The 21,876-nt window shown below is 63.4% G+C and carries 22 protein-coding genes and 1 pseudogene; 13 read left to right on the top strand and 10 right to left on the bottom strand.

The features are described from left to right. Positions 1-14 precede the first annotated feature (14 nt). Entirely contained in the window at positions 15-2,963 is a 2,949-nt protein-coding gene (locus LB528_RS25085) for a ribonuclease E/G (protein WP_224716696.1), read from the top strand. Between the two features lie 171 nt (positions 2,964-3,134). On the opposite strand, the pseudogene LB528_RS25080 reads toward LB528_RS25085, so the two are convergent. After that, a pseudogene (locus LB528_RS25080) lies at positions 3,135-4,063 on the bottom strand (glutaminase). Then, positions 4,064-5,212, bottom strand: coding sequence for a pyridoxal phosphate-dependent aminotransferase (locus LB528_RS25075; RefSeq protein WP_224716695.1), 1,149 nt, complete (start codon positions 5,210-5,212; stop codon positions 4,064-4,066). Between the two features lie 186 nt (positions 5,213-5,398). Between LB528_RS25075 and LB528_RS25070 the strand changes: the two genes are divergently transcribed. The 6 genes from LB528_RS25070 to aat all read left to right on the top strand — a co-directional run bounded on the left by LB528_RS25070 (position 5,399) and on the right by aat (position 10,724). Continuing rightward, entirely contained in the window at positions 5,399-6,811 is a 1,413-nt protein-coding gene (locus LB528_RS25070; protein WP_224716694.1) for a M48 family metalloprotease, read from the top strand. 59 nt (positions 6,812-6,870) lie between these two features. Beyond that, positions 6,871-7,680, top strand: a complete 810-nt coding sequence (locus LB528_RS25065; protein ID WP_224716693.1) for a DsbA family protein — start codon at positions 6,871-6,873, stop codon at positions 7,678-7,680. Positions 7,681-7,811: 131 nt separating this feature from the next. Next, complete coding sequence (gene aroQ, locus LB528_RS25060; RefSeq protein ID WP_224716692.1) at positions 7,812-8,246, top strand: type II 3-dehydroquinate dehydratase; 435 nt, start codon at positions 7,812-7,814, stop codon at positions 8,244-8,246. A 26-nt stretch (positions 8,247-8,272) separates the two neighbouring features. Continuing rightward, a complete protein-coding gene (accB, locus tag LB528_RS25055) occupies positions 8,273-8,731 on the top strand; it encodes an acetyl-CoA carboxylase biotin carboxyl carrier protein (RefSeq protein ID WP_224509392.1) in 459 nt (152 codons plus the stop codon). A 19-nt stretch (positions 8,732-8,750) separates the two neighbouring features. Continuing rightward, positions 8,751-10,094 (top strand): acetyl-CoA carboxylase biotin carboxylase subunit, encoded by a 1,344-nt coding sequence (accC, locus tag LB528_RS25050; RefSeq protein ID WP_224716691.1) that lies wholly within the window; start codon positions 8,751-8,753, stop codon positions 10,092-10,094. 12 nt (positions 10,095-10,106) lie between these two features. Next, positions 10,107-10,724, top strand: a complete 618-nt coding sequence (gene aat / locus LB528_RS25045) for a leucyl/phenylalanyl-tRNA--protein transferase (RefSeq protein WP_224716690.1) — start codon at positions 10,107-10,109, stop codon at positions 10,722-10,724. On the opposite strand, the gene LB528_RS25040 is transcribed toward aat, so the two are convergent. The 3 genes from LB528_RS25040 to LB528_RS25030 form a co-directional block, all read right to left on the bottom strand. Further along, positions 10,715-11,107 carry a hypothetical protein gene (locus LB528_RS25040; protein ID WP_224716689.1) on the bottom strand — a complete coding sequence of 131 codons (393 nt, stop codon included), beginning with the start codon at positions 11,105-11,107 and terminating at the stop codon, positions 10,715-10,717. The genes aat and LB528_RS25040 overlap by 10 nt on opposite strands. 60 nt (positions 11,108-11,167) lie before the next feature. Continuing rightward, positions 11,168-11,800: a DUF2155 domain-containing protein gene (locus LB528_RS25035; protein ID WP_224509381.1), complete on the bottom strand. Its 633-nt coding sequence runs from the start codon at positions 11,798-11,800 to the stop codon at positions 11,168-11,170. A 125-nt stretch (positions 11,801-11,925) separates the two neighbouring features. Continuing rightward, the gene (locus LB528_RS25030) at positions 11,926-12,324 is read right to left on the bottom strand and encodes an NADH:ubiquinone oxidoreductase subunit NDUFA12 (protein WP_224509378.1); all 399 of its coding nucleotides are present in this window, start codon (positions 12,322-12,324) and stop codon (positions 11,926-11,928) included. 214 nt (positions 12,325-12,538) lie between these two features. Between LB528_RS25030 and panB the strand changes: the two genes are divergently transcribed. Then, on the top strand, positions 12,539-13,378 hold the full coding sequence (gene panB / locus LB528_RS25025; protein ID WP_224716688.1) for a 3-methyl-2-oxobutanoate hydroxymethyltransferase: 840 nt from the start codon (positions 12,539-12,541) through the stop codon (positions 13,376-13,378). Further along, the gene (panC, locus tag LB528_RS25020) at positions 13,375-14,226 is read left to right on the top strand and encodes a pantoate--beta-alanine ligase (protein WP_224509370.1); all 852 of its coding nucleotides are present in this window, start codon (positions 13,375-13,377) and stop codon (positions 14,224-14,226) included. Before panB ends, panC begins: the two co-directional genes overlap by 4 nt. Positions 14,227-14,255: 29 nt before the next feature. On the opposite strand, the gene LB528_RS25015 is transcribed toward panC, so the two are convergent. From LB528_RS25015 to gatB, 3 genes are all read right to left on the bottom strand, one after another. Next, a complete protein-coding gene (locus tag LB528_RS25015; RefSeq protein ID WP_224716687.1) occupies positions 14,256-14,954 on the bottom strand; it encodes an AIM24 family protein in 699 nt (232 codons plus the stop codon). A gap of 129 nt (positions 14,955-15,083) precedes the next feature. Beyond that, on the bottom strand, positions 15,084-15,572 hold the full coding sequence (locus LB528_RS25010; protein ID WP_224716719.1) for a GNAT family N-acetyltransferase: 489 nt from the start codon (positions 15,570-15,572) through the stop codon (positions 15,084-15,086). A 2-nt stretch (positions 15,573-15,574) separates the two neighbouring features. Further along, entirely contained in the window at positions 15,575-17,077 is a 1,503-nt protein-coding gene (gene gatB / locus LB528_RS25005; protein ID WP_224716686.1) for an Asp-tRNA(Asn)/Glu-tRNA(Gln) amidotransferase subunit GatB, read from the bottom strand. Positions 17,078-17,359: 282 nt separating this feature from the next. Here gatB and LB528_RS25000 point away from each other — a divergent pair, with 282 nt between their 5' ends. Next, on the top strand, positions 17,360-17,617 hold the full coding sequence (locus LB528_RS25000) for a YjhX family toxin (RefSeq protein WP_224716685.1): 258 nt from the start codon (positions 17,360-17,362) through the stop codon (positions 17,615-17,617). 55 nt (positions 17,618-17,672) lie between these two features. On the opposite strand, the gene LB528_RS24995 is transcribed toward LB528_RS25000, so the two are convergent. After that, on the bottom strand, positions 17,673-18,104 hold the full coding sequence (locus LB528_RS24995; RefSeq protein WP_095767888.1) for a CBS domain-containing protein: 432 nt from the start codon (positions 18,102-18,104) through the stop codon (positions 17,673-17,675). A gap of 235 nt (positions 18,105-18,339) precedes the next feature. Next, positions 18,340-19,077: a rhomboid family intramembrane serine protease gene (locus LB528_RS24990; RefSeq protein WP_224716684.1), complete on the bottom strand. Its 738-nt coding sequence runs from the start codon at positions 19,075-19,077 to the stop codon at positions 18,340-18,342. Positions 19,078-19,505: 428 nt separating this feature from the next. Between LB528_RS24990 and LB528_RS24985 the strand changes: the two genes are divergently transcribed. The 3 genes from LB528_RS24985 to LB528_RS24975 all read left to right on the top strand — a co-directional run bounded on the left by LB528_RS24985 (position 19,506) and on the right by LB528_RS24975 (position 21,790). After that, on the top strand, positions 19,506-20,144 hold the full coding sequence (locus LB528_RS24985; RefSeq protein WP_224509359.1) for a PAS domain-containing protein: 639 nt from the start codon (positions 19,506-19,508) through the stop codon (positions 20,142-20,144). Between the two features lie 173 nt (positions 20,145-20,317). Next, positions 20,318-20,935 (top strand): PilZ domain-containing protein, encoded by a 618-nt coding sequence (locus LB528_RS24980; RefSeq protein ID WP_224509356.1) that lies wholly within the window; start codon positions 20,318-20,320, stop codon positions 20,933-20,935. A 249-nt stretch (positions 20,936-21,184) separates the two neighbouring features. Continuing rightward, entirely contained in the window at positions 21,185-21,790 is a 606-nt protein-coding gene (locus LB528_RS24975) for a transglutaminase-like cysteine peptidase (protein WP_224509355.1), read from the top strand. Positions 21,791-21,876: the final 86 nt, after the last annotated feature.

Below are 21,876 nucleotides of genomic sequence, written 5' to 3'. Positions count from 1 at the left end.
CAGGAAACAAAATAATGCCCAACAAGATGCTGATAGACGCCTCCCACCCGGAGGAAACACGCGTTGTCGTCGTTCGCGGTAACCGCATCGAAGAATTCGACTTTGAATCCCAGGACAAGAAGCAGCTCAAAGGAAACATCTATCTCGCCCGCGTAACCCGGGTCGAACCTTCCCTCCAGGCAGCCTTTGTCGAGTATGGCGGCAACCGTCACGGTTTTCTCGCCTTCAGTGAAATTCATCCCGATTATTACCAGATCCCGGTCGCCGACCGTCAGGCTCTGCTGCGCGCCGAAGCGCAGGAAGCCGAGGACGAAGACGACGAGGAAGCCGAGAGCGGCGAAGAGCAGGCGCGCGATCGCGGCGGCCGCCGCAACAGGCGCCGCGGCGGCAAGAACCGCGACCGCGGCGAGCACAAGCACGATGCTGAAATCGCGGCTTCCCCGGAGAACCAGGAAACCGTAGAGGCTCACGACACCGCTGCCGAGGTTGCCGGAAGCGAGGATGTCGGCGGCGAGACCGCCGACGCCCAGGCTGAAAATGCCGAAACAGCCTCCGAGGCGGTCGAGGCCGCGTCTGAAGAACCTGCCGCCAGGACCGGTGGCGACGCCCTAGCGGCGGACGGTGCCGCCGATGACGAGGACGGCGAGCCGTCCGAAGGCGGCTCCACCTCGATTGCCGCGAGCGTCGACGCCGACGTGATCTCCGAAGCGGTCCGGCAGACGGATCAGCCCGAGCAAAGCGGCGAAGCCGCTGCCAGCGACAATGATCGCGGCATGCTGGAGGAGGTGTCTTCTTCGCATTCGGACGAGCACGAGGTCGAATCGGTCGGCGCAGAAGACGCGCTCGAGGAGATCCGCAACCGCCGCAAGCCGGTGCGTCGCCAGTACAAAATCCAGGAAGTCATCAAGCGCCGCCAGATCCTTTTGGTGCAGGTGGTCAAGGAAGAGCGCGGCAACAAGGGCGCTGCGCTCACCACGTACCTCTCGCTTGCCGGCCGCTATTCGGTGCTGATGCCGAATACGGCGCGCGGCGGCGGCATCTCGCGCAAGATCACCAACGCGCAGGACCGCAAGCGCCTGAAGGAGGTCGTGGCCGACCTCGAAGTGCCGCAAGGCATGGGCGTCATCCTGCGCACCGCCGGCGAAAGCCGCACCAAGGCCGAGATCAAGCGCGACTACGAATATCTGATGCGGCTCTGGGAGAATGTCCGCAACCTCACGCTGCAATCCACGGCCCCGGCCCTGGTCTATGAGGAAGGCAGCCTGATCAAGCGCTCAGTGCGCGACCTTTATAACAAGGATATCGACGAGATCCTGGTCTCCGGCGAGGACGGCTATCGCGAGGCCAAGGACTTCATGCGCATGCTGATGCCGAGCCACGCCAAGGTGGTTCAGCCTTACCGCGACACCACGCCGATCTTCGTGCGCAACGGCATCGAGGCGCAGCTCGACCGCATGCTTCAGCCGCAGGTGACGTTGAAGAGCGGCGGCTACATCATCATCAACCAGACCGAGGCGCTGGTTTCGATCGACGTCAACTCCGGCCGCTCCACCAAGGAGCATTCGATCGAGGAGACCGCGCTCCACACCAATCTGGAAGCAGCCGAGGAAGTCGCACGCCAGCTCAGACTGCGCGACCTTGCCGGCCTCATCGTCATCGACTTCATCGACATGGAGGAGAACCGCAACAACCGCTCCGTCGAGAAGCGGCTGAAGGATCACCTCAAGAACGACCGCGCGCGCATCCAGGTCGGCCGCATCTCGCATTTCGGCCTGATGGAAATGTCGCGCCAGCGCATTCGAGCCAGCGTGCTGGAATCAACCATGAAGCCCTGCCCGCATTGCGGCGGCACCGGTCATGTGCGCTCCGATTCCTCCGTGGCGCTGATGGTGGTGCGGGCGATCGAGGAATTCCTGCTCAAGGATTCGCGCAGCCACATCATCGTGCGCACGCCGGCCGCGACCGCGCTCTACGTGCTCAACCACAAGCGCGCCAATCTGGTGGAGCTCGAAACCCGCTTCGGCCTGACCATCACGATCGAGGCTGACGAGACGCTCGGCACCCAGCACTACGCGATCTTCCGCGGCGCCGTTGCCGAAAAGCCGGAAGGCTTTGTCGAGGTGCGCAGCCTGCCGGCCTATGTCGAGCCGGAAGAGCCCGAGGACGAGATCGTCGTCGAGGAAGAGGAAGAAGAGGTTTCGCCGAAGGCCGAACAGCCCCGCCACCCGCAGCAGCAGGGCCAGCACCCGCAGCACTCCGAGGACGGCGAAGGCCGCAGGCGCCGCAAACGCCGGCGGCGGCGCGGCGGCAGGGATCGCGATCGCGAGCACAATGGTGAAGCCATTGCCGCTCCGGCGCCGGAGGACGCCGGCGATGCGGCAACGGATGAGGCAGCCGAGGAAGTGACCGCTGGCGGCGAAGCCGTGGCGGCGGCAAGCGATGACGGCGCCGGCAAGAAGCGCCGGCGCGGCAAGCGCGGCGGCAAACGCAATCGCCGCGAGGACGAGGCTGCGGAGGCGGTTGCCGGCGAGACTGTCGGCGACACCGAGGACGGAGCGGCGGAGGGTGAGGAAGCCGCCGGCGAGCCGGTCGTGGCAGCCGCGCCCGAGCCTGCCGCTCCTGCGGCAGCCAATGACGACGCCGAGGCGGCTGCAAAACCGAAGAAGCCGCGCCGTTCCAGAGCCAAGAAGGAAGCCGAGGAAACGGTGACGGAGACGGTGTCGGAGCCTGTGGCCGAGGCCCAGGTCGCGCGCGTGGCTGTCGAGCCCGAGCCGGAGCCGACGGCTGCTGCTCCCGCGGCCACCGAGGCGGAGCTTGCCACCAGCGCCCATCCGACGCGGCGCAAGCCACAGTCAGTCGACGCACCGGTTGTTCCCGTTGTGTCTTCGAACGTGTCCGACGAGGCCAAGGCCGAAGACAAGCCGAAGCGCGCCGGCTGGTGGCAGCGCAAGGGTTTTTTCTAAACCTTTTAGGTCGTTAGACTGATCTTCTAAAATAATCCCGCGCCGTATCTGGCGCGGGATTTTTCGTTTCCGCGCAGGACGGAAAACCGCTGCACACTTTTCCTGGAATTGCTGTTTTTGCTTGCGCAATTCCGAACGGAAAACCGCTGCACACTTTTCCTGGAATTGCTTTTAAGGCGCGAAAATCGACCAGTTCATCATCCGGGCGAGTTTCTCCAGCGCGACGGAGCCGAGCTTGGAGTTGCCGTTCTCGTTGAGGCCGGGAGACCACACCGCCAGCGAAGCCACCCCTGGCACGATGCCGAGAATGCCGCCGCCGACACCGCTTTTGCCGGGAATGCCGACACGGAAGGCAAAATCGCCGGAACCGTCATAATGGCCGCAGGTCAGCATCAGCGCGCCGATGCGGCGTGCCCGCTCGGCCGACACGACAGAATGCCCTGTCGCCGGGTTCCTGCCGCCATTGGCCAGAAAGCGGCCGGCCATGGCGAGCTGGCGGCAGCTCATGGCAATGGCACAATGGTGGAAATAAACACCCAGCGCCAGCTCCGGTTCATGGTGGAGATTGCCAAAGGATTTCATGTAGTTGGCCAGGGCGAGTCGCGATAGCCGGTGGCTCGCTCGGATGCCGCCACTTCGCGGTCGACGATGATCGCCTCGTCGTCGGCGAGGAACTGGATGAAGCGCAGGATTTCGCCGATCGCCTCGCGCGGTTGATGACCGGCGAGCAGGACGTCGGAGACGACGATGGCGCCGGCATTGATGAACGGATTGCGCGGGATGCCGTTCTCGTGCTCGAGCTGAACGATCGAGTTGAATGGATTGCCGGACGGCTCGCGGCCGACGCGATGCCAGAGCGCATCGCCGACCTTGCCCAGCGCCAGCGTGAGCGTGAAGACTTTCGAGACGCTCTGGATCGAAAAGGGCTGGTCGGCGTCGCCGGCAAGAATGACGCGGCCGTCATTGGTCACGGCGGCGATGCCGAATTTCGTCGGATCGACCTTGCCGAGCTGAGGGATGTAGGTCGCCACCTCGCCGCGATCGGCGCGCGCCGCCATTTCGGCCGCGACTTCGGCCAATGCCTGCTCGAGTTCCGGCATCTATTTCAGCCAGCGTTCGATGCGCGCCAGCGCCTCGACCATATCGTCATGGCTGCCGGCATAGGAAAAGCGCATGGTGCGGTGGCCTTGAAGCGGGTCGAAATCGCGGCCGGGCGTCGCTGCGACATGCGCTTCGGCCAGCATCTTGCGGGCAAAGGCCATGCTGTCATTGGTGTGGCGGGTGACATCGCAGAAAGCATAGAAGGCGCCGTCCATCGGTGCGGCGAGCGTAAAGCCGAGTTCCGGCAGACGTGTCATCAGAAGGTCGCGGTTCCAGGCGTAACGCGCCTTCACCTTTTCGAGCTCCTCCGTCGCCTTGAAAGCCTCGATCGCCGCGATCTGCGACAGTTCCGGCGGCGAGATATAGAGGCTCTGGGCGACACGCTCGACCGGCCGCACCAGTTCTTCCGGCGACACCATCCAGCCGATGCGCCAGCCGGTCATGCAATAGTATTTCGAGAAGGAATTGATCACGGTGACGCCCGCGCCATGCGCCAGCGCGGTGACATCGGGCGCCGCGTAGGCCAGCCGGTGATAGATCTCGTCGGAGATCACGGCGATGCCGAGTTCTTCGGCTGTCTTGACCAGCGCGGCGAGCTCGTCCGCCGGTATGACCGCGCCGGTCGGATTGGCGGGGCTGGCGAACAGCACGCCCTTCAGCGGCTTCTCGCGATGCGCGGCCTTCAGATGCTCGGCGTGAAGGTAGGCATCCGCGCCGAGCTCGATCTCGACGATCTCGATGCCGAGTGCGGCCATGATGTTGCGGTAGGCAGGATAGCCGGGCGCGGCGATGGCGACGCGCTCGCCCGGATCGAACATGGTGAGGAAAGCGAGGTTGAAGGCGGCCGACGAGCCGGTCGTGACGGCAATGCGCGACGGCGCGACGTCGACCCCGTAATGCTCGCCATAATGCGCCGCGATCGCCTTGCGCAGGTCGGCCAGGCCCAAGGCGTCGGTATAGCCGATGCGGCCATGTCGAAGCGCCGCGGCCGCCGCCTCGCGGACGCCGACCGGCGCCGGATCAGACGGCTGGCCGACGGCCATCGACACGACGGGCACGCCCGTTGCCTTCAGCCGGTTGGCTTCGGCCAGGATGTCCATGGCGTGGAAGGGCTCGACTTCCCCCCGGCGCGAAAGCGGAACGACCATTTGACCTCTTCCAACTGCCGTTGTTCGGCGAAATTCGGGACGCAAACCGTTGCTGACTTGCCCCTGAACTGCCCTAGTTAAAGGGCAGTGCCGCACAAATGCCCGATTGATATGGGGATCACAAGCGCGCAGGAAGTTGCCGGCGCCGACTTTTCATCTTTCGCCCGCTCGTCTACCAGTGGACCTATGTTGAGCCGACCCCGACCATCGATTGGCAACTCGACCTCCCTCAGCCGAACCGCGCGCGGTTTCGCGACGCTTATGCTTGCCGCCGCCGTTGCGGTGTCGAACTCGGTCAGTGCCTTCGCGCAAGGCGTGCCGGTGGTGCGCGACGCCGAGATCGAGGCGCTGGTGCGCGACTATGCCCGGCCGATCTTCAAGGCGGCGGGGCTCGCCAATGACGGCATCGACATCGTCCTGGTCAATGACCAGAGCTTCAACGCCTTCGTCACAGGACGGCGACTGTTCATCAACACCGGCGCGCTGGTAACCGCGGAGACGCCAAACGAGATCATCGGCGTCATCGCGCACGAGGCCGGCCACCTCGCCGGTGGGCATCAGCAGAAGTTGCGTGACCAGCTTGACCGCGCCAAGACCATGGCCATCATCGCCACGCTGCTTGGCGCCGGCGCCATGGTGGCCGGCGCCACCACCAACAGCCGCGGCCTTGCCGGCGCCGGCATGGGCGTCGCCGCGGGCGGCGGCGAGATGGCGCAGCGCTCGATCCTTGCCTATCAGCGTACCGAAGAGATCACCGCCGACCGTTCGGCGATCACCTATCTCAACGCCACCGGCCAATCCGGCATGGGCATGCTGAAGACCTTCGGCCGCTTCCAGAGCGCGCTGTCGCTCGCCGGCACCCAGGTCGACCCCTACCGGATCAGCCACCCGATGCCGCAGGAGCGCATCGCCAACCTCGAAGCGCTCGTCAAGCAGAGCCCCTTCGTCAACACGATCGACCCGCCGGCGCTGCAGCAGCGGCACGACATGATGCGCATCAAGATCGCCGCTTATATGCAGGGCCAGGCAGCCGTCGCGCGGCTGGTGCGCAAGAACCCGAGCAGCCTCGCCGCCCGCTATGGCGACGCGCAGCAGACCTATCTCTATGGCAATCCGGGCGCGGCACTGACCAAGACGGCGGCGCTGATCAAGGAGCAGCCGAAGAACCCCTATTTCCAGGAGTTGCGCGGCGACATCCTGATGAAGATCAACAAGCCGAAGGACGCGGCGGACGCCTATGCCAAGGCGGTCAGCCTCGACCCCGCACGCTCCGGCCTGCTGTTGGTCTCCCTCGGCCAGGCGCTGATGGCGGTCGGTACACCCGATTCGCTCAAGAAGGCGGTCACCCAGCTCAACAACGGCGTTGGGCGGGACAGAGAGAATTCCGATGCTTATCGCTTTCTCGCGCAGGCCTATGGCGAACTCGGCGACATTCCGGCTGCGGATCTCGCCACTGCCGAGGGCCATTACTATTCGGGCGACTACAAGAACGCGAAGATCTTCGCCATGCGCGCTCAACAGAAATTGAAGCGCGGCGAACCCCGCTGGGTCCGCGCTCAGGATATTATAAACTTCACGCCATCGAACAAACTCAAATGAACCTCCCGGGGATTGGCCGCGACCAGGGCGCACCGGGACAGGCAAAAGGATAGACAATCATGAACAAGGCAATCCTGCTTGGCAGTGCCGGCGGTCTGGCGGTGGCGCTTGGCATGCTGGCCTTCGGCTTCGTCGCGGGAAACCCGCAGGCTGCGAAGGCCGACACCGTGCAAATCGCGCAGGTCACGTCCTCCACCGACACCAAGATCGATCGCAAGGAGGTCGAGGGCATCATCCGCGACTACCTGTTGAAGAACCCCGAGGTTCTGCTCGAGGTGCAGGACGCGCTCGAGGCCAAGCAGAAGGAAGAGCAGCGGCTCGCGGCACTCGGCGTCATCAAGAATTCCAAGGACGAGATCTTCAACTCCACCTTCGACGGCGTCGTTGGCAACCCGAAGGGCAAGGTGACGATCGTCGAGTTCTACGACTACAATTGCGGCTTCTGCAAACGCGCCATCGAGGACATGCAGGCGCTGACCAAATCCGACCCGGACCTGCGCTTCGTGCTCAAGGAGTTCCCGATCCTCAGCCCGGATTCGCAGAAGGCCAGCGTCGTCTCCATGGCGTTCCACCTGATGCATCCGGAGAAATACGGTGAATTCCACACAGCGCTGCTCGGCGGCCAGGGCCGCGCCACCGAAGCGACCGCCATCAAGGTGGCGCTTTCGCTCGGCGCCGACGAGGCGGCACTGCGCGAGAAGATGAAGGATCCGCGCATCGCCGAAACGCTGTCGCGCACCTATGACCTCGCGACGAAACTGTCTATCACCGGCACGCCGTCCTATGTCGTCGGCAACGAGGTGGTCTTCGGAGCACTCGGCCAGCAGGTTCTGGCGGAAAAGATCGAAGAGGCCAAGAGCGCGCTATAAGCGCTTGCGGATGCGAGAGCCGGCCGCTGTGGACAGCGCAAGAACGCACTTGCGCTCTTTTCGCGGGCGGCTATGCCCATTATAGAGGCCAGTGCGCCGGCTCGGGGCCGGCGCAGAACAAGGTCGCCATATTGAAAACGATTTTCATCCTCAACGGTCCCAATCTCAATGCGCTCGGCAAACGCGAGCCGGGGATCTATGGCGGCAAGACGCTTGCGGCCATCGCCGAGGACTGCAAGGCGGCCGGCGCCGCGCTCGGGCTCGAGATCGATTTTCGCCAGTCCAACCATGAGGGCGATCTGGTCGACTGGATCCAGGAAGCCGGCGACAAGGCGGCAGGCATCGTCATCAATCCCGGCGCCTACAGCCACACCTCGATCGCCATCCACGACGCCATCCGCTCTATTGCGCCGCTGCCCGTCGCGGAGGTCCATCTTTCCAACATCCACGCGCGGGAGCCCTTCCGCCACGTCTCCATGGTCGCGCCGGTCGCTGTCGGCATAATCTGCGGGTTCGGGCCGCTCGGCTACACGCTCGCGCTGCAGGCACTGGCGGCACGCCTGTGACCGGCCCCCAAACAGAAGGCTCGAAAATGTCGATAAAAAAGAACGGTGTTGACCAGCAGCTGATCCGCGATCTGGCGGGCATTCTGAACGACACCAATCTGACCGAGATCGAGGTCGAGCTCGGCGACCTCAAGGTGCGTGTCTCGCGCCAGTCGCAGGCCGTCCACGCGGTTGCAGCGCCGCTGCCGGCGCCCGCCGCGGCTCCGGCGACCGCAGCGGCTCAGTCCGCCACCGCGCCTGCCGACCCGTCGAAGAACGCCGTGCCCTCGCCGATGGTCGGCACAGCCTATCTGGCGCCCTCGCCCGACGCCAAGCCGTTCGTCGAGATCGGCCAGAAGGTGAAGGAAGGCCAAACGCTGCTCATCATCGAAGCGATGAAGACGATGAACCAGATCCCCTCGCCGCGTGCCGGCACGGTGACGGCGATCCTCATCGAGGACGCCCAGCCGGTCGAATACGGAATGCCGCTGGTGGTTCTTGAGTAGAGCCGGGAACAACCAAAAGATGTTCCAGAAAATCCTCATCGCCAATCGCGGCGAAATCGCACTCCGGGTGCTGCGCGCCTGCAAGGAGCTCGGTATCCAGACGGTGGTCGTCCATTCGACCGCGGATTCCGACGCCATGCATGTGCGGCTTGCCGACGAGAGCGTGTGCATCGGCCCGCCGCCCTCGCGCGAAAGCTATCTCAACATCCACCAGATCGTCGCCGCCTGCGAGATCACCGGCGCCGACGCGGTGCATCCGGGCTACGGCTTCCTGTCGGAGAACGCCAAGTTCGCCGACATTCTCGCCGCCCACAACATCACCTTCATCGGCCCGTCGGGCGATCATATCCGCATCATGGGCGACAAGATCGAGGCCAAGCGCACGGCAAAGCGTCTCGGCATCCCCGTCGTGCCAGGATCCGACGGCGCGATCAACGAGGACAAGGAAGCCAAGCGCGTCGCCGCCGAGATCGGCTATCCGGTGATCATCAAGGCCTCCGCCGGCGGCGGCGGCCGCGGCATGAAGGTGGCGCATACCGAAGCGGACCTCGAAGTGGCGCTGCAGACGGCGAAGTCGGAAGCGGGCGCGGCGTTCGGCGACGATGCGGTCTATATCGAGAAATATCTGCAGAAGCCGCGCCATATCGAGGTGCAGGTGTTCGGCGACGGTGCCGGCCGCGGCGTGCATTTCGGCGAGCGCGACTGCTCGCTGCAGCGGCGCCACCAGAAGGTGTGGGAGGAGGCCAACTCGCCGGCGCTCAATGCGGAGGAACGCTCGCGCATCGGCGACATCTGCGCCAAGGCGATCGCCGATCTTGGTTATTCCGGCGCCGGCACGATCGAGTTCCTCTACGAGAATGGCGAGTTCTATTTCATCGAGATGAACACGCGCCTGCAGGTCGAGCATCCGGTGACCGAAGCGATCACCGGCATCGACCTCGTGCACGAGCAGATCCGCGTCGCCTCGGGCGGCGGACTGTCGGTCAGGCAGGAAGACATCAAGTTCAATGGCCATGCCATCGAGTGCCGTATCAATGCCGAGGACCCGCGCACCTTCACGCCCTCGCCCGGCACGATCACGCATTTCCATACGCCCGGCGGCCTCGGCATCCGCGTCGATTCCGGCGTCTATTCCGGCTATAAGATCCCGCCTTATTACGACAGCTTGATCGGCAAGCTGATCGTGCACGGCCGCAACCGCGTCGAATGCATGATGCGGCTGCGCCGCGCGCTCGACGAATTCGTCGTCGATGGTATCAAGACGACGCTGCCGCTGTTTCGCGACCTTGTCGGCAATCCCGACATCGCCAATGGCGACTACGACATCCACTGGCTGGAAAAATATCTGGCCAAGGGTGAATAGCACGGGGATGCGATGACCCGCCCCTACGCACAAGGCTATCGCATTCCGACCGACCTGCTGCTTCGGGCTTACGCTTCCGGCGTCTTTCCGATGGCCGAGAGCGCCAACGACCCGGAAGTGTTCTGGGTGCGGCCGGAAACGCGCGGCATCATTCCGCTGAACGGGTTCCACATACCGCGCAGCCTGAAGAAGACGATCCGCAAACATCCGTTCGAGATCCGCTACGACTTCGATTTCGAAGCGACGATCGACGGCTGCGCGGAAAGGCGCGAGGAGCGCCGCTCGACCTGGATCAACGCGCCGATCCGCGAAGCCTATGTCGAGCTCTATCGCCTAGGTCACTGCCATTCGGTCGAGGCTTGGCGCGAGGACCGGCTGGTCGGCGGCCTCTATGGCGTTTCGCTCGGACGCGTGTTCTTCGGCGAGAGCATGTTCGCCAGGGAGACCGACGCGTCGAAGACCTGTCTCTACTATCTCGTCGAGCGGCTCAAGGCGCGCGGCTTCGCGCTGCTCGACACGCAGTTCACGACCGAGCATTTGAAGCGCTTCGGCGCCGTCGACGTGCCGCGCGGCCAATATGAGAAAATGCTCGCCGAGGCGCTGAGGGGCGAGGCCGTCTTTTATCCTTGAGTTTGTTCTGCCGCCTCGATCGGCGTTTGCGAATGGAACATCATCTTCCAGCCGTCGGCGCGATGGACGTAGCCGGTGCTGGCGAGAGCCGCATAGGGCTCGCCATTTTCCCGCGTGGCGCGCGCTTCGTAAGTGAGCATGACGATATCGCTGCCCGGCTCGACCATGCCCTTCAGCTTGATATCGAGGTCGCGCCATCTGTTAGGCTTGGTCGCCGTCTTTGCGAGATCGGCGTTGGTCATCGCCTGCGCCATCTGCGGGAACGCCACCAGGCACTCCACGTCGGCATTGGCTTCATAATAGGCGGAATCGCCTGACCAAAAGCCCCTCTCGATGTCGAGAAGCTCCTGCTTGTTGGCGGTAATCGGCTTCGTGGCTGTCATCGCGGAACCCTCCTCGCCTTCGCAGATTTGCAACGGCTCAAAGGCGGGCAGGTTCCGAGATCAGTTCGTGTCGGTCGTGTCGTCCGGCTCCGGGGCCGCCTCAGCCGGCTCGGACGCGGCGTCGGCCGGTTGCGCCGCAGCCTTGGGCTTGGCGGCTTGGGTCTTGGGCTTGGCCGTGTCGGCCTTGGCCGCGGTCGGCGGCGGCACGTCCGACTTCTGCTTGCAGCCCTTGAGCCAGACGTCATAGACGGCGTGCTCGACGGCGTTGAGGCCTGGGCTTTCGGCAAACATCCAGCCGGTGAAGATGCGGCGGATCTTACGGTCGAGCGTGATCTCGTCGACCTCGACGAAAGAATCGGTCTTCGGCTGCTCCGTATCCGGCCGCGAATAGCAGACGCGAGGCGTCACCTGCAAAGCGCCGAACTGCACGGTCTCGTCGATATAGACGTCGAAGGTAATGATGCGGCCGGTTATCTTGTCGATGCCGGCGAACTCGGCCACCGGATTGGTGATGCGGTCTGAGGCGGCAGGCGCAGGGACCGGCGCCTGCGCAGCGGCGAAGGCTGCCGTCGAGGCAAGCAGAATGGACGTCGCCGCGATGAGCGCCTTTGAGATATGGCTTGGAATCCTGGAGCGCAATTCCGGACGGAAAACCGCTGCGCACTTTTCCTGGAATTGCTTAGGAGAGCTCATGCAAATACCGGTGGTTGTGCCCGGGTGATTCTTCAACGCCCAAGGCTAGTCGAGGCTGCGCAATCAGCAAGCAGCTAAACGCCAATTGTGGCGACAAAGGACCGAAGCGGCGTCTGGGACGTGGATTACGATCCCGGCGTCCAGGCGTCGTAGTCGCCGGTCACCTGCGGGCGATGCTGGTTGGTCAGGATGGAACCCTGCGGACGATAGGCGCCGGGCGTGCCGGTCAGGTTCGGCCGATGCTCCTTCTGCCACTCGCGAGCCTTGTAGTTCTCGCTCGATGGAGGTGTATCGACGCGATGGTGGATCCAACCATGCCAGCCCGGCGGGATCTTCGAGGCTTCCGAATAATCGCGATAGATGACCCAGCGGCGGGTGCGGCCTTCCGAATCGATGCCGCCTTCATAGTAGACGTTACCGGCCTCGTCCTCGCCGACCCTCCTGCCGAAGCGCCAGGTGTGGAAGCGGGTGCCGAGCGTCTGGCTGTTCCACCAGGTGAAGAACTGCAGCAGGAAAGTTTTCATCCAGATCCTCGCGGCGTCAGCGGCTGCGCCTTTGCCCTGCTTATGGCGTCACGTCACCGCGAAGGCAAGGGTTTTGCCACAGCCCGAGTGGAAATGCTCCATGCGCTAAATCGATGCAGTTGCCCTGCCGGCGGCAACGCGGCTTGCCAAGCGTTGCCTGTCTTTCTAAAGCTCGGCCCGGCCCGTTTCGGGCGCGCCTTTAGGGAGGTGAGGATTGAGCCGGGATCCGCCCGCCGACAGCCGGATCAGCGCCGAAGACATTCGCCGCCGCAAGGGCGGCGTGCCGATCGTGTGCCTCACCGCCTACACCTATCCTGTCGCGCGCCTGCTCGATCCGCACGTCGACCTGCTCCTGGTCGGCGACAGCGTCGCCATGGTCCTGCATGGCCACGCCACCACGCTCGGCGCCTCGCTGGAGATGATGATCGCGCACGGCCAGGCCGTGATGCGCGGCTCGGTCAAGGCCTGCGTGGTGGTCGACATGCCGGCGGGCAGCTATGAGGCGTCGGCCAGCCAGGCCCTCGCCTCCGCGCGGCGCATCGTCGAGAAAACAGGCTGCCAGGCCGTGAAGCTCGAAGGCGGCGTCGGCATGGCAGCCCAGATCGCGGCGATCGTCGCCGAAGGAATACCCGTCATGGGCCATATCGGCCTGCAGCCGCAATCGGTGGAGAAGGACGGCGGCTACAAGATCAAGGGCCGGACGGAGGACAATATCGCTGCCCTTTTGCTTGATGCCGAGGCGGTGGAAGAAGCCGGCGCCTTCTCTGTCGTCATCGAGGGCACGATGGAGGCCGTGGCCGCGAAGCTTACCCGTCATATTTCCATACCGACCATCGGCATCGGCGCCAGCGCCGACTGCGATGGCCAGATCCTGGTGATCGACGATATGGTCGGCATGACCGTCGACCGCGTGCCGAAATTCGTCAAGGAATACGCCGACTTGCGCAGCGCGATAGCGGATGCGGCGGCGCGCTACGCCGCCGAGGTGCGCAGCCGCGCTTTCCCCGGCCCCGATCACGTCTTCACGGCGGTCTCCGGCAAGGACAAGGCATGAACGCGCCAATCGTCATCGACAGCGTTACCGCCCTTCGGGCGCAGGTCCGGAACTGGCGGCAGGCCGGCCTCAAGGTCGCCATGGTGCCGACCATGGGCGCGCTGCATGACGGCCATATCTCACTGGTCAGGATCGCGCTGGAACGGGCCGAACGCTGCGTGGTCTCGATCTTCGTCAATCCGGCGCAGTTCGCGCCGACGGAAGATCTCGACAAGTATCCGCGCCAGTTGGCGCGCGACCTCGACCGGCTGCACGACGCCGGCGCGCATCTCGCCTTCACGCCCGGCGTGAGCGAAATGTACCCTGCAGGCTTCGCCACAAAGATCTCGGTAGGTGGCCCCTCCCGCGGCCTGGAAACCGACTTCAGGCCGAGCTTCTTCGACGGCGTCGCGACCGTGGTGGCCAAGCTCTTCCTGCAGGCGGCGCCCGATTGCGCCGTGTTCGGCGAGAAAGACTACCAGCAGCTCTGCGTCGTCAGGCAGCTCTGCCGCGATCTCGACCTGCCGGTTGAGATCATCGGCGCGCCGACCGTGCGTGACACTCATGGCCTCGCCATGTCGTCGCGCAATGCCTATCTCGGCGCGACCGAGCTCGAAATCGCGCGCAAGCTCAACGTGGTCCTGCGCCGCACGGCGGCGACGCTTTCAGCCGGCACGGATGAGGCCGGCGCCACCGAAGATGCCGCAAAGGCGCTCGTCTCAGCCGGCTTTCAAAAGGTCGACTATGTCGCCGCCCGCGCGAGCGTCACGCTCGGACCCTGGCAGCGCAATCGTGACGGCCGCCTGCTCGCCGCGGCCTGGCTTGGCACGACCCGGCTGATCGACAATGTGGAAATTCCCTCCGCCTGATCGGACAATCGTTCGATCAGGCTCGCCGCCTACTCTTCCGACGGCATATGCAGATACATCGACTGGATGCCGACGCGGCCCGGCCCGGTGAAGCGATTGACGACGAAATTCATGGCGGCGCCGAAGAAGCCACTGGAAAGCCGGTCGATCGTCGTATCCATCTTCACCGAAGCGTCCTTAAACAGCCAGCCGCCCGGCTCGATGTCGATGGTCTCGCCCGCTGCCAGCACCTTCTCGAAGACATTGCCGTAGCCATGCAGCCAGACGATGCCGTCACCTGTCTCGCCGCGGAAACGGTCGATGAAGAAGCCGCTCTGGCCGAACAGCATCGTTCCCAATCCACGCACCCGCTCGAAAGAGTAGTCGACACTCGCGGTCGCGGCGAGGAACTGGTGCTCACGCACCTGGATCTCCTCGCCGCGCCGAAGGTGGATCGGCACGATATGGCCGGGGCCGTCACGGCCGAAGGCGATGATGCCCGGCCCGGACGCCTCGGTGACGAATATCTGCATGCCGGCGATCATGCGCTTCAGCGCGCCCTTTAGCGATTTCAGGCCGATGGTGATGGTGGTATTCTTCCAGAGCAGGATGTGGTGCTCGAAATAGACCGGCATGTTGGTTACATCGACCGACAGCACCGGCACCAGTTCGCCGGCGACGTGATAGGTCACGCCGCCAAAAGTCTCATCCGACACCTCGGTCGGCATCAGTTCCGGCAAGCTCGGCATGGCAATCCCCATTTGCCGGCGACGCCTCTGCCTAGTGGAGAGCGGGACACCGGCGATGCGCAGCCTTGACCACGCGGGTCGGCGCGATCAAATCAAAACCGCGCGATGAAATGGGGGCTCGCCGCCGACTTAGCGGAGCCGCTTCTCCATGATGAGGGCGGGCAATCCCGAATTGCCGCCGCAATCGGCGGTCCTGCCTGCCGGACGGAACCCATTCGCTTCGTAGAAGGCGATCGCCACCGCATTTGCTTCCTCGACTTCGAGGCGCAGCGTATCCATCTCCGGAAAACTGGCTTCGACTTCATCGAGCAGGGACTGGCCGATCCCCTGCCGCTGGCAGGTCGGATGCACATAGAGCTGGCTCAAAAGGACGATCTTCGGGTCGGTGGTGGCGGCGGCGAACGCCATGCCGCCGAGCCGCTTGCCGTCGTCAGCCACCAGGAACTCGGAATTCGGGCGCGTCAGCCGCCCCTTGAGCGAGGCGATCGAATGCCAGTCATCCGTGATTTCAGTTACCCGCTTGACGCCATAGATGGCGTCGTAAGTGGCGTGCCAGGTCTCGACCAGCAACGCACGGACGGCTGCGAGATCACGTTCGCTCGCCGTGCGCACGAACATCATTAACCCTCGATGCCGAGCTTGGCCTTGACGAGGTCGTTCACCGCCTGCGGGTTGGCCTTGCCGCCGGTCGCCTTCATCACCTGGCCGACGAACCAGCCGGCCATGGTCGGCTTGGCGCGCGCCTGCTCGGCCTTGTCCGGGTTGGCGGCGATGACCTCGTCGACGGCCTTCTCGATGGCACCGGTGTCGGTGACCTGCTTCATGCCGCGGCTCTCGACGAGCTGGCGCGGATCGCCGCCCTCGTTCCAGACGATCTCGAACAGGTCCTTGGCGATCTTGCCGGAAATCGTGCCCTCCTTGATCAGGTCGAGAACAGCGCCGAGCTGCTCGGGCGAAACCGGAGCATTTTCAATATCCTTGCCGGCCTTGTTCAGCTGGCCCAGGAGATCGTTGATGACCCAGTTGGCGGCGAGCTTGCCGTCGCGCCCCGCCGCCACCTTCTCGAAATAATCGGCGATCGGCTTTTCCGAAACCAACACCGAGGCGTCATAGGCCGAAAGGCCGAGCACATCGACCAGCCGCGCCTTCTTGTCGTCGGGCAGTTCCGGCAGGTCCTTGGCGAGCGCATCGACATAGGCCTGGTCGAACTCCAGCGGCAGAAGGTCGGGATCCGGGAAATAGCGATAATCATGCGCTTCTTCCTTCGAGCGCATCGAACGCGTCTCGCCCTTGACCGGATCGAACAGGCGCGTCTCCTGAACGATCTTGCCGCCGTCTTCCAGAATGGCGATCTGCCGGCGCGCCTCGTATTCAATGGCCTGGCCGATGAAGCGGATCGAGTTCATGTTCTTGATCTCGCAGCGCGTGCCAAACTCGCCGCCCGGACGGCGGACCGAGACGTTGACGTCGGCGCGCAGCGAGCCTTCGTCCATGTTGCCGTCGCAGGTGCCGAGATAGCGCATGATCGACCGCAGCTTGGTGACATAGGCCTTGGCTTCGTCGGCCGAGCGGATATCGGGCTTGGAGACGATCTCCATCAGCGCGACGCCAGAGCGGTTGAGATCGACATAGGACATGGTCGGGTGCTGATCGTGCATGGACTTGCCGGCATCCTGTTCCAGATGCAGGCGCTCGATGCCGACCTCGATATCCTCGAACTCGCCCTGGCGGTCGGGGCCGACGGAGACAATCACCTTGCCTTCGCCGACGATCGGCTGCTTGTACTGCGAGATCTGGTAGCCCTGCGGCAAGTCCGGATAGAAATAGTTCTTCCGGTCGAAGACCGACTTGTGATTGATCGCGGCCTTCAGACCGAGTCCGGTGCGGATCGCCTGCTTGACGCATTCCTCGTTGATGACCGGCAGCATGCCCGGCATCGCCGCGTCGACAAGGCTGACATTGCCGTTGGGCGCCGCGCCGAAGGAGGTCGAGGCGCCAGAGAAGAGCTTGGCCTGCGAGATCACTTGCGCATGCACTTCGAGCCCGATGACGATCTCCCAGTCGCCGGTGGCGCCGGGGATCAGACGTTTTGCGTCGGGGGTGCGGGTGTCGATGATGCTCATGGATGGCCTGCGTACTTAGAATTCGCGATATGCAGAACGCATATTTCGGTGCGCAACTTCGCTAGTGCAAACAGCCCTACGAGACAAGCGCAAAGGCCGCGGGCTGGCCTTTTCCGCCACCTTCGCTTATAGGACATCCATTCCAATGGAGAGTGGATGTCCACTTACGCTCAGTCCCGGTGAAGCCCTGACCTCATAAGCGAGGCAGGGCAGAAAAACCTGAAACCCGTGCCGCGATGTCTTGCGGCGGCGGCTTTTGTTGTTTTTCCCGGGAATTCTCCAATGGACATTTCGCGCAACGAGCAGCACATCCTGCACCTTCTCGCGCAAGGCGGGCGCATAGAAATCGAAAAGAACGAGAGCAGGAAGATCGCCTCGGTCCGGTGCCTGACCCGCGATGGCTGGCGCTATCCGGGTTTCGACCTGGAACTCTTTCGGAAGCTCAGGCGCAAGAAAGCGGTTTCCTCGACCGATGGCGGTCCTTACCGCATTACCCGACGCGGGCTCCAACTGGTCCGCGCCGAGCTCGACAACCGATAGAACGTGCCACAAGCCGCCGGCTGGAAACAGCCGGCGGCTTCCTCGCCCTGCCTGCTCAGGCGGTAGCGATGTAGGCCCTGATCTCCTCGGCCTCGCGCTCGACATCCTCGATGCGGCGCTTGACCACGTCGCCGATGGAGACAATGCCGTCGAGCAGGCCGTTTTTCTCCACCGGCAGATGGCGGAAGCGGCCTCTCGTCATGATCTCCATCACCTCGTTGACGGTGTGGTTTTCGTTGCAGATCTTGACCTTCGGAGTCATTGCCGAGCGCACGGGAATGTCGAGCGCGGCGGCGCCCTCCTTGGCCACGACCCTGACGATATCGCGCTCCGAGAGAATGCCGACGATCTTGCGGTCGCCATTGGTGATGACGAGCGCGCCGATCCTATGCTCGGCCAGCATGCGAATGGCCTCGCTGAGTTTCTCATTGGGCCCGAGCGTGAACACGTCATGGCCCTTGCTTTCAAGAATTGCCTTAACCGTCATGGCGTCCTCCTCAGCCTTTGACGCCGGCTCCCCCCGCCCAACCGGCTTCTGAGCCCCGGCGCCCTTAGGAAGACACTGGGTGCTTAGGCAACATCGTGCGCCGTCATTGGTTGCATTTCAAGTGCGCCTAAGGACTAGATCAGGATGACTTCTCGTTGAATCGCTATCCTGATCTATCTCTTTGTTGGAGCATGATCTTCTCCGAAAACCGGTTCCCACTTTTCGGGATCATGCTCTAGGCGGCAGCCAGCGGGCGGTCGAAGAAACGCAGTCCGAAAAAGCCGGCAACGAAGCCGCCGATATGCGCTTCCCAAGCGATCTGGCCTTCTACTCCCGGTGCGAAGCCGAGCAGGCCCGTAGCGAGATTTATGACCATCCAGACTCCCAGAAAGGTCATGACGCCGCGCGAGCGCAATACCGCCGCGATCGGCAAGGGCTCGCCGGCGAAGGCCGCCCTGCCGGATGAACGGTCGACGCGAAAACCATAGCGCGCCGCCGCCCCCATCATGCCGGAGATCGCGCCCGACGCACCAACCAACGGCACCTCGCCAAGCGGATGCAGCGCCCAGAAGAGCGCCACCGATGCGAGGCTCGTTACCGCGAAGAACAACGCGAAGCGCAGCGTGCCAAATCGATTGGCCAAAGGCGAACCAAAAGCGGCAAGCCAGATCATGTTGATCAACAGATGCGCCACGCCGCCATGCAGGAACGCATAGGTGAACGGACTGGAAAAGGCATATAAATCGAGGTCATATCGGCCGGAATAGCGAATGGGGACGAAGGCTGCTCGGACGAGCAGGGCAAAATCCTGATCGTCGGTCAGCAGATACACACGCACCAGGTGGACAGCCACACAGATGCCGATCACCGCCAGGACTGCGGGCGGCAGGTTGAAGACGGGTTCGCGGCGCGGCGGCTCGGAAGCCTCTTCCGGCAGCGGTTCGTTTTCAGTGGGGCTTACGGGCTCGCTCATGCACCCTTGCAGGTTAGGGGACTCGGGATTTCGACGAGCATGTAGATCACGCCCTTTCGAATCACAAACGGCTATTCGCCACAGCGCGCGCGCAGAAAAAAGCGCGAATCAGAACAGGGACGAATCAAAAAGAAGGCCGTCCAGGAATTCCCTGAACGGCCGGTCGAGTCCCCCTGCTCCCCATAAACTCGTGGCTGCAGTGCTGCCGATCGCTGCGAGAACGACCGTTTTGGAGTGGTTTTGGTGTGCCACAGGCCTCGGCGGCACGCAATGTAAACCACTTGTTAACCTTAACGGCCCCGAGGCGTGAACAAACGTTAACGATACTGGCACGCATCCTGCTCCGCACCGCATGAAGGTCATCGGAGGGCGCCCTGTCTGTTCGCCGATGGGACATCAAAAGACAGGTTGTGCGGAGCAGGATGGACATGAACGAAAAAGGATCGATCGCGCTGTTCCAATATTGGAACCAGCTGCGTGATGGCCGCCTCGCCCCGAAGCGATCGGAGGTGGAGCCGGCGGACATCAAGTCGCTTCTGGCCGACACCTTCATCCTCGAGCGCGATACGCGTGGCGAAGCGGTGTTCCGGCTGGCCGGCACAAGGCTCTGCGCCTATTACGGCCGGGAGCTCAAAGGCTTCTCCTTCCCTTCGCTCTGGCGCGAGAAGGACCAGCGGCTGATGTCGCGGCTGATGCAAGGCGTTTTCGATCAGAGGTCGGTCCTGCTCATGACCTATGAGGGATTCAGCCGGAACGGCCGCTCCAACAAATTCGAGCTCCTGTCGCTGCCGCTGGATGGGGGCGCCGAAAACCAGCGCTGCCTTGGCATCATCAGCACCGCCGACAAGCCGTTCTGGCTTGGCGCCGATCCGATCACCGATGCGCTCATCGATACCATCCGGGTGATTGACCCCGACAAGGAGCCGATGTTCCTGAAGAACCGTCCGGCGATCGACGTCCCCTCGCTCGTTCCGGCCGAATTCGATCCTCCCGAGACTATTCCGGCGCTCGGCCGCGTGCGCCGCATCCGCCATCTCGTCGTCCTCGACGGCGGGCGTCACGAATGAACCTGGCCGCGCGGGATTTACCCTTCCCCCGAGGCTAATTTTTGCGCGTCCCGAGGCCTCCTGGGCCAGGCTTGTGCGGCCGACTTTTCCCGTTTGTTAACCTGCATTGCTGTAGCTTTTCGGGCGAAATTCCTCGCATCGTCGCGCGGAATGCCAACGGGGTGTAGGCAGTCATGAGGTCAGCGGCGGTAGAATATGCGCCGTCACGAGCTGAGCGGCGCAATTTCCAGCGTGTCCGCGTCAAGATTTACGGACGTTTCATGTTGGAAGACCGCACCGAACATCCCTGCCAGGTGATCGATATGTCGCCCGGCAACGTGGCGTTGCGCACGGAACGTATCGGCAAGCCGGGCGAGAAGGTCATCGCCTATATCGACCATATCGGTCGCGTCGAAGGCATTGTGACACGCACGTCGCAGGACGGTTTCGCCATGACCGTCATCGCCTCGGATCGCAAGAAAGACAAGCTTGCCGCGCAGCTTACCTGGCTTGCCAACAAGCATGAGCTCGACCTGCCCGAGGACCGCCGCCACGAGCGCGTGGCGCCGCGCAATCCGATGAGCGTTCTGCAGCTTACCGACGGGCGTCAGTACCAGTGTCGCATCATCGACCTGTCGCTCTCGGGCGCTGCGATCGAGATCGACGTCAAGCCGGCCCTCGGTGTCCAGGTTATGCTCGGCACGATGCGCGGCCAGGTGGTGCGCCATTTCGAGGACGGCGTCGCCATCGAGTTCGCGGTCATCCAGCGTCCGGAAACACTCGACCAGGAATTCAACGCGCCGCGGTCCTGACCTAAGCTCACCAGTAGCGAAGCGAACCGGCCCTTGGCGGCCGGTTTTTTGTTGCCTTTTTGGGCTGCCGGACGCAGCTCTCGAGCGCGTGAAGTCCTAACGAAGCCCAGAAAATCTGAATAATTCAAAATCGCGATAGTTCAAATTTTATGTTTATTCTATTGGAGTTTTACTCAATGTCTGCTTCGCGTTTTTGCGTCAAATAAATCCCATCGTGGCACAGTCTTCTCAAACGGGGAGACTACCACAATGAAAATGACGAGGGGCAAGCTGTTGCTCTTGGCAATAGCGATGCAGCTTTCCGCGTGGGGCACGGCAAGCGCAGGACCGGCTTTCATGCACACGGGTGGCCGCACCACCCAGCCGGTCGGTCACTACGATTTCTGCCAGCGCATTCCGGCCGAATGCAACCAGCGGACGCCGAAGGGTCCGCCGGTCGAGCTGACGCGCAAGCTGTGGGCGACGATGGTCAACGTCAACAATTCGGTCAACACCCGCGTCAAGCCGCGCACCGACATGGAGATCTACGGTGTCGAGGAATACTGGGCCTATCCCGACAAAGGTTATGGCGATTGCGAGGATTACGCGCTGGAGAAGCGCCGTGAGCTGATGGCCGTGGGCGTGCCGGCCGGCAATCTGCTGATGACGGTGGTGCGCCAGCCGAATGGCGACGGCCATGCGGTGCTGACGGTGCGCACCAGCCTCGGCGAATTCATCCTCGACAATCTCGAGCCAAAAGTGCTCGCCTGGAATGATACGGTCTACACCTACCTCAAGCGTCAATCGACCGAGAATTCGGGCGTTTGGGTGACGATCAACGACGGCCGCGACGACGCGGTCGCCAGCGTCCGCTAAGGCGCCAAAGCGATCGGGTACGTCGCCGTGACGCGGCGGCGCGCCCAGGAAGAAAGCCCGGTCGAGTCCCCACCCTCCCCGTCCCC

Origin of the sequence: Mesorhizobium sp. CA4, from assembly GCF_020165075.1 — a bacterium.
GTDB lineage: Bacteria > Pseudomonadota > Alphaproteobacteria > Rhizobiales > Rhizobiaceae > Mesorhizobium.
The sequence above is the reverse complement of the archived record's forward strand: the minus strand, read 5'-3'. Positions and strand labels throughout refer to the sequence as shown.

Coding starts and splice junctions, on each gene's coding strand:
- LB528_RS25010 (WP_224716719.1), bottom strand. CDS start 15,572: ATGTTCGTGCGCACGGCGAGCGAACGTGATCTCGCAGCCGTCCGTGCG.
- LB528_RS24990 (WP_224716684.1), bottom strand. CDS start 19,077: ATGAGCGAGCCCGTAAGCCCCACTGAAAACGAACCGCTGCCGGAAGAG.
- aat (WP_224716690.1), top strand. CDS start 10,107: ATGACCCGCCCCTACGCACAAGGCTATCGCATTCCGACCGACCTGCTG.
- LB528_RS25000 (WP_224716685.1), top strand. CDS start 17,360: ATGGACATTTCGCGCAACGAGCAGCACATCCTGCACCTTCTCGCGCAA.
- LB528_RS25015 (WP_224716687.1), bottom strand. CDS start 14,954: ATGCCGAGCTTGCCGGAACTGATGCCGACCGAGGTGTCGGATGAGACT.
- LB528_RS25035 (WP_224509381.1), bottom strand. CDS start 11,800: ATGAGCTCTCCTAAGCAATTCCAGGAAAAGTGCGCAGCGGTTTTCCGT.
- LB528_RS24975 (WP_224509355.1), top strand. CDS start 21,185: ATGAAAATGACGAGGGGCAAGCTGTTGCTCTTGGCAATAGCGATGCAG.
- LB528_RS25030 (WP_224509378.1), bottom strand. CDS start 12,324: ATGAAAACTTTCCTGCTGCAGTTCTTCACCTGGTGGAACAGCCAGACG.
- LB528_RS24980 (WP_224509356.1), top strand. CDS start 20,318: ATGAGGTCAGCGGCGGTAGAATATGCGCCGTCACGAGCTGAGCGGCGC.
- panC (WP_224509370.1), top strand. CDS start 13,375: ATGAACGCGCCAATCGTCATCGACAGCGTTACCGCCCTTCGGGCGCAG.
- LB528_RS25070 (WP_224716694.1), top strand. CDS start 5,399: ATGTTGAGCCGACCCCGACCATCGATTGGCAACTCGACCTCCCTCAGC.
- LB528_RS25085 (WP_224716696.1), top strand. CDS start 15: ATGCCCAACAAGATGCTGATAGACGCCTCCCACCCGGAGGAAACACGC.
- accB (WP_224509392.1), top strand. CDS start 8,273: ATGTCGATAAAAAAGAACGGTGTTGACCAGCAGCTGATCCGCGATCTG.
- gatB (WP_224716686.1), bottom strand. CDS start 17,077: ATGAGCATCATCGACACCCGCACCCCCGACGCAAAACGTCTGATCCCC.
- LB528_RS25040 (WP_224716689.1), bottom strand. CDS start 11,107: ATGACAGCCACGAAGCCGATTACCGCCAACAAGCAGGAGCTTCTCGAC.
- LB528_RS25065 (WP_224716693.1), top strand. CDS start 6,871: ATGAACAAGGCAATCCTGCTTGGCAGTGCCGGCGGTCTGGCGGTGGCG.
- accC (WP_224716691.1), top strand. CDS start 8,751: ATGTTCCAGAAAATCCTCATCGCCAATCGCGGCGAAATCGCACTCCGG.
- LB528_RS24995 (WP_095767888.1), bottom strand. CDS start 18,104: ATGACGGTTAAGGCAATTCTTGAAAGCAAGGGCCATGACGTGTTCACG.
- LB528_RS24985 (WP_224509359.1), top strand. CDS start 19,506: ATGAACGAAAAAGGATCGATCGCGCTGTTCCAATATTGGAACCAGCTG.
- LB528_RS25075 (WP_224716695.1), bottom strand. CDS start 5,212: ATGGTCGTTCCGCTTTCGCGCCGGGGGGAAGTCGAGCCCTTCCACGCC.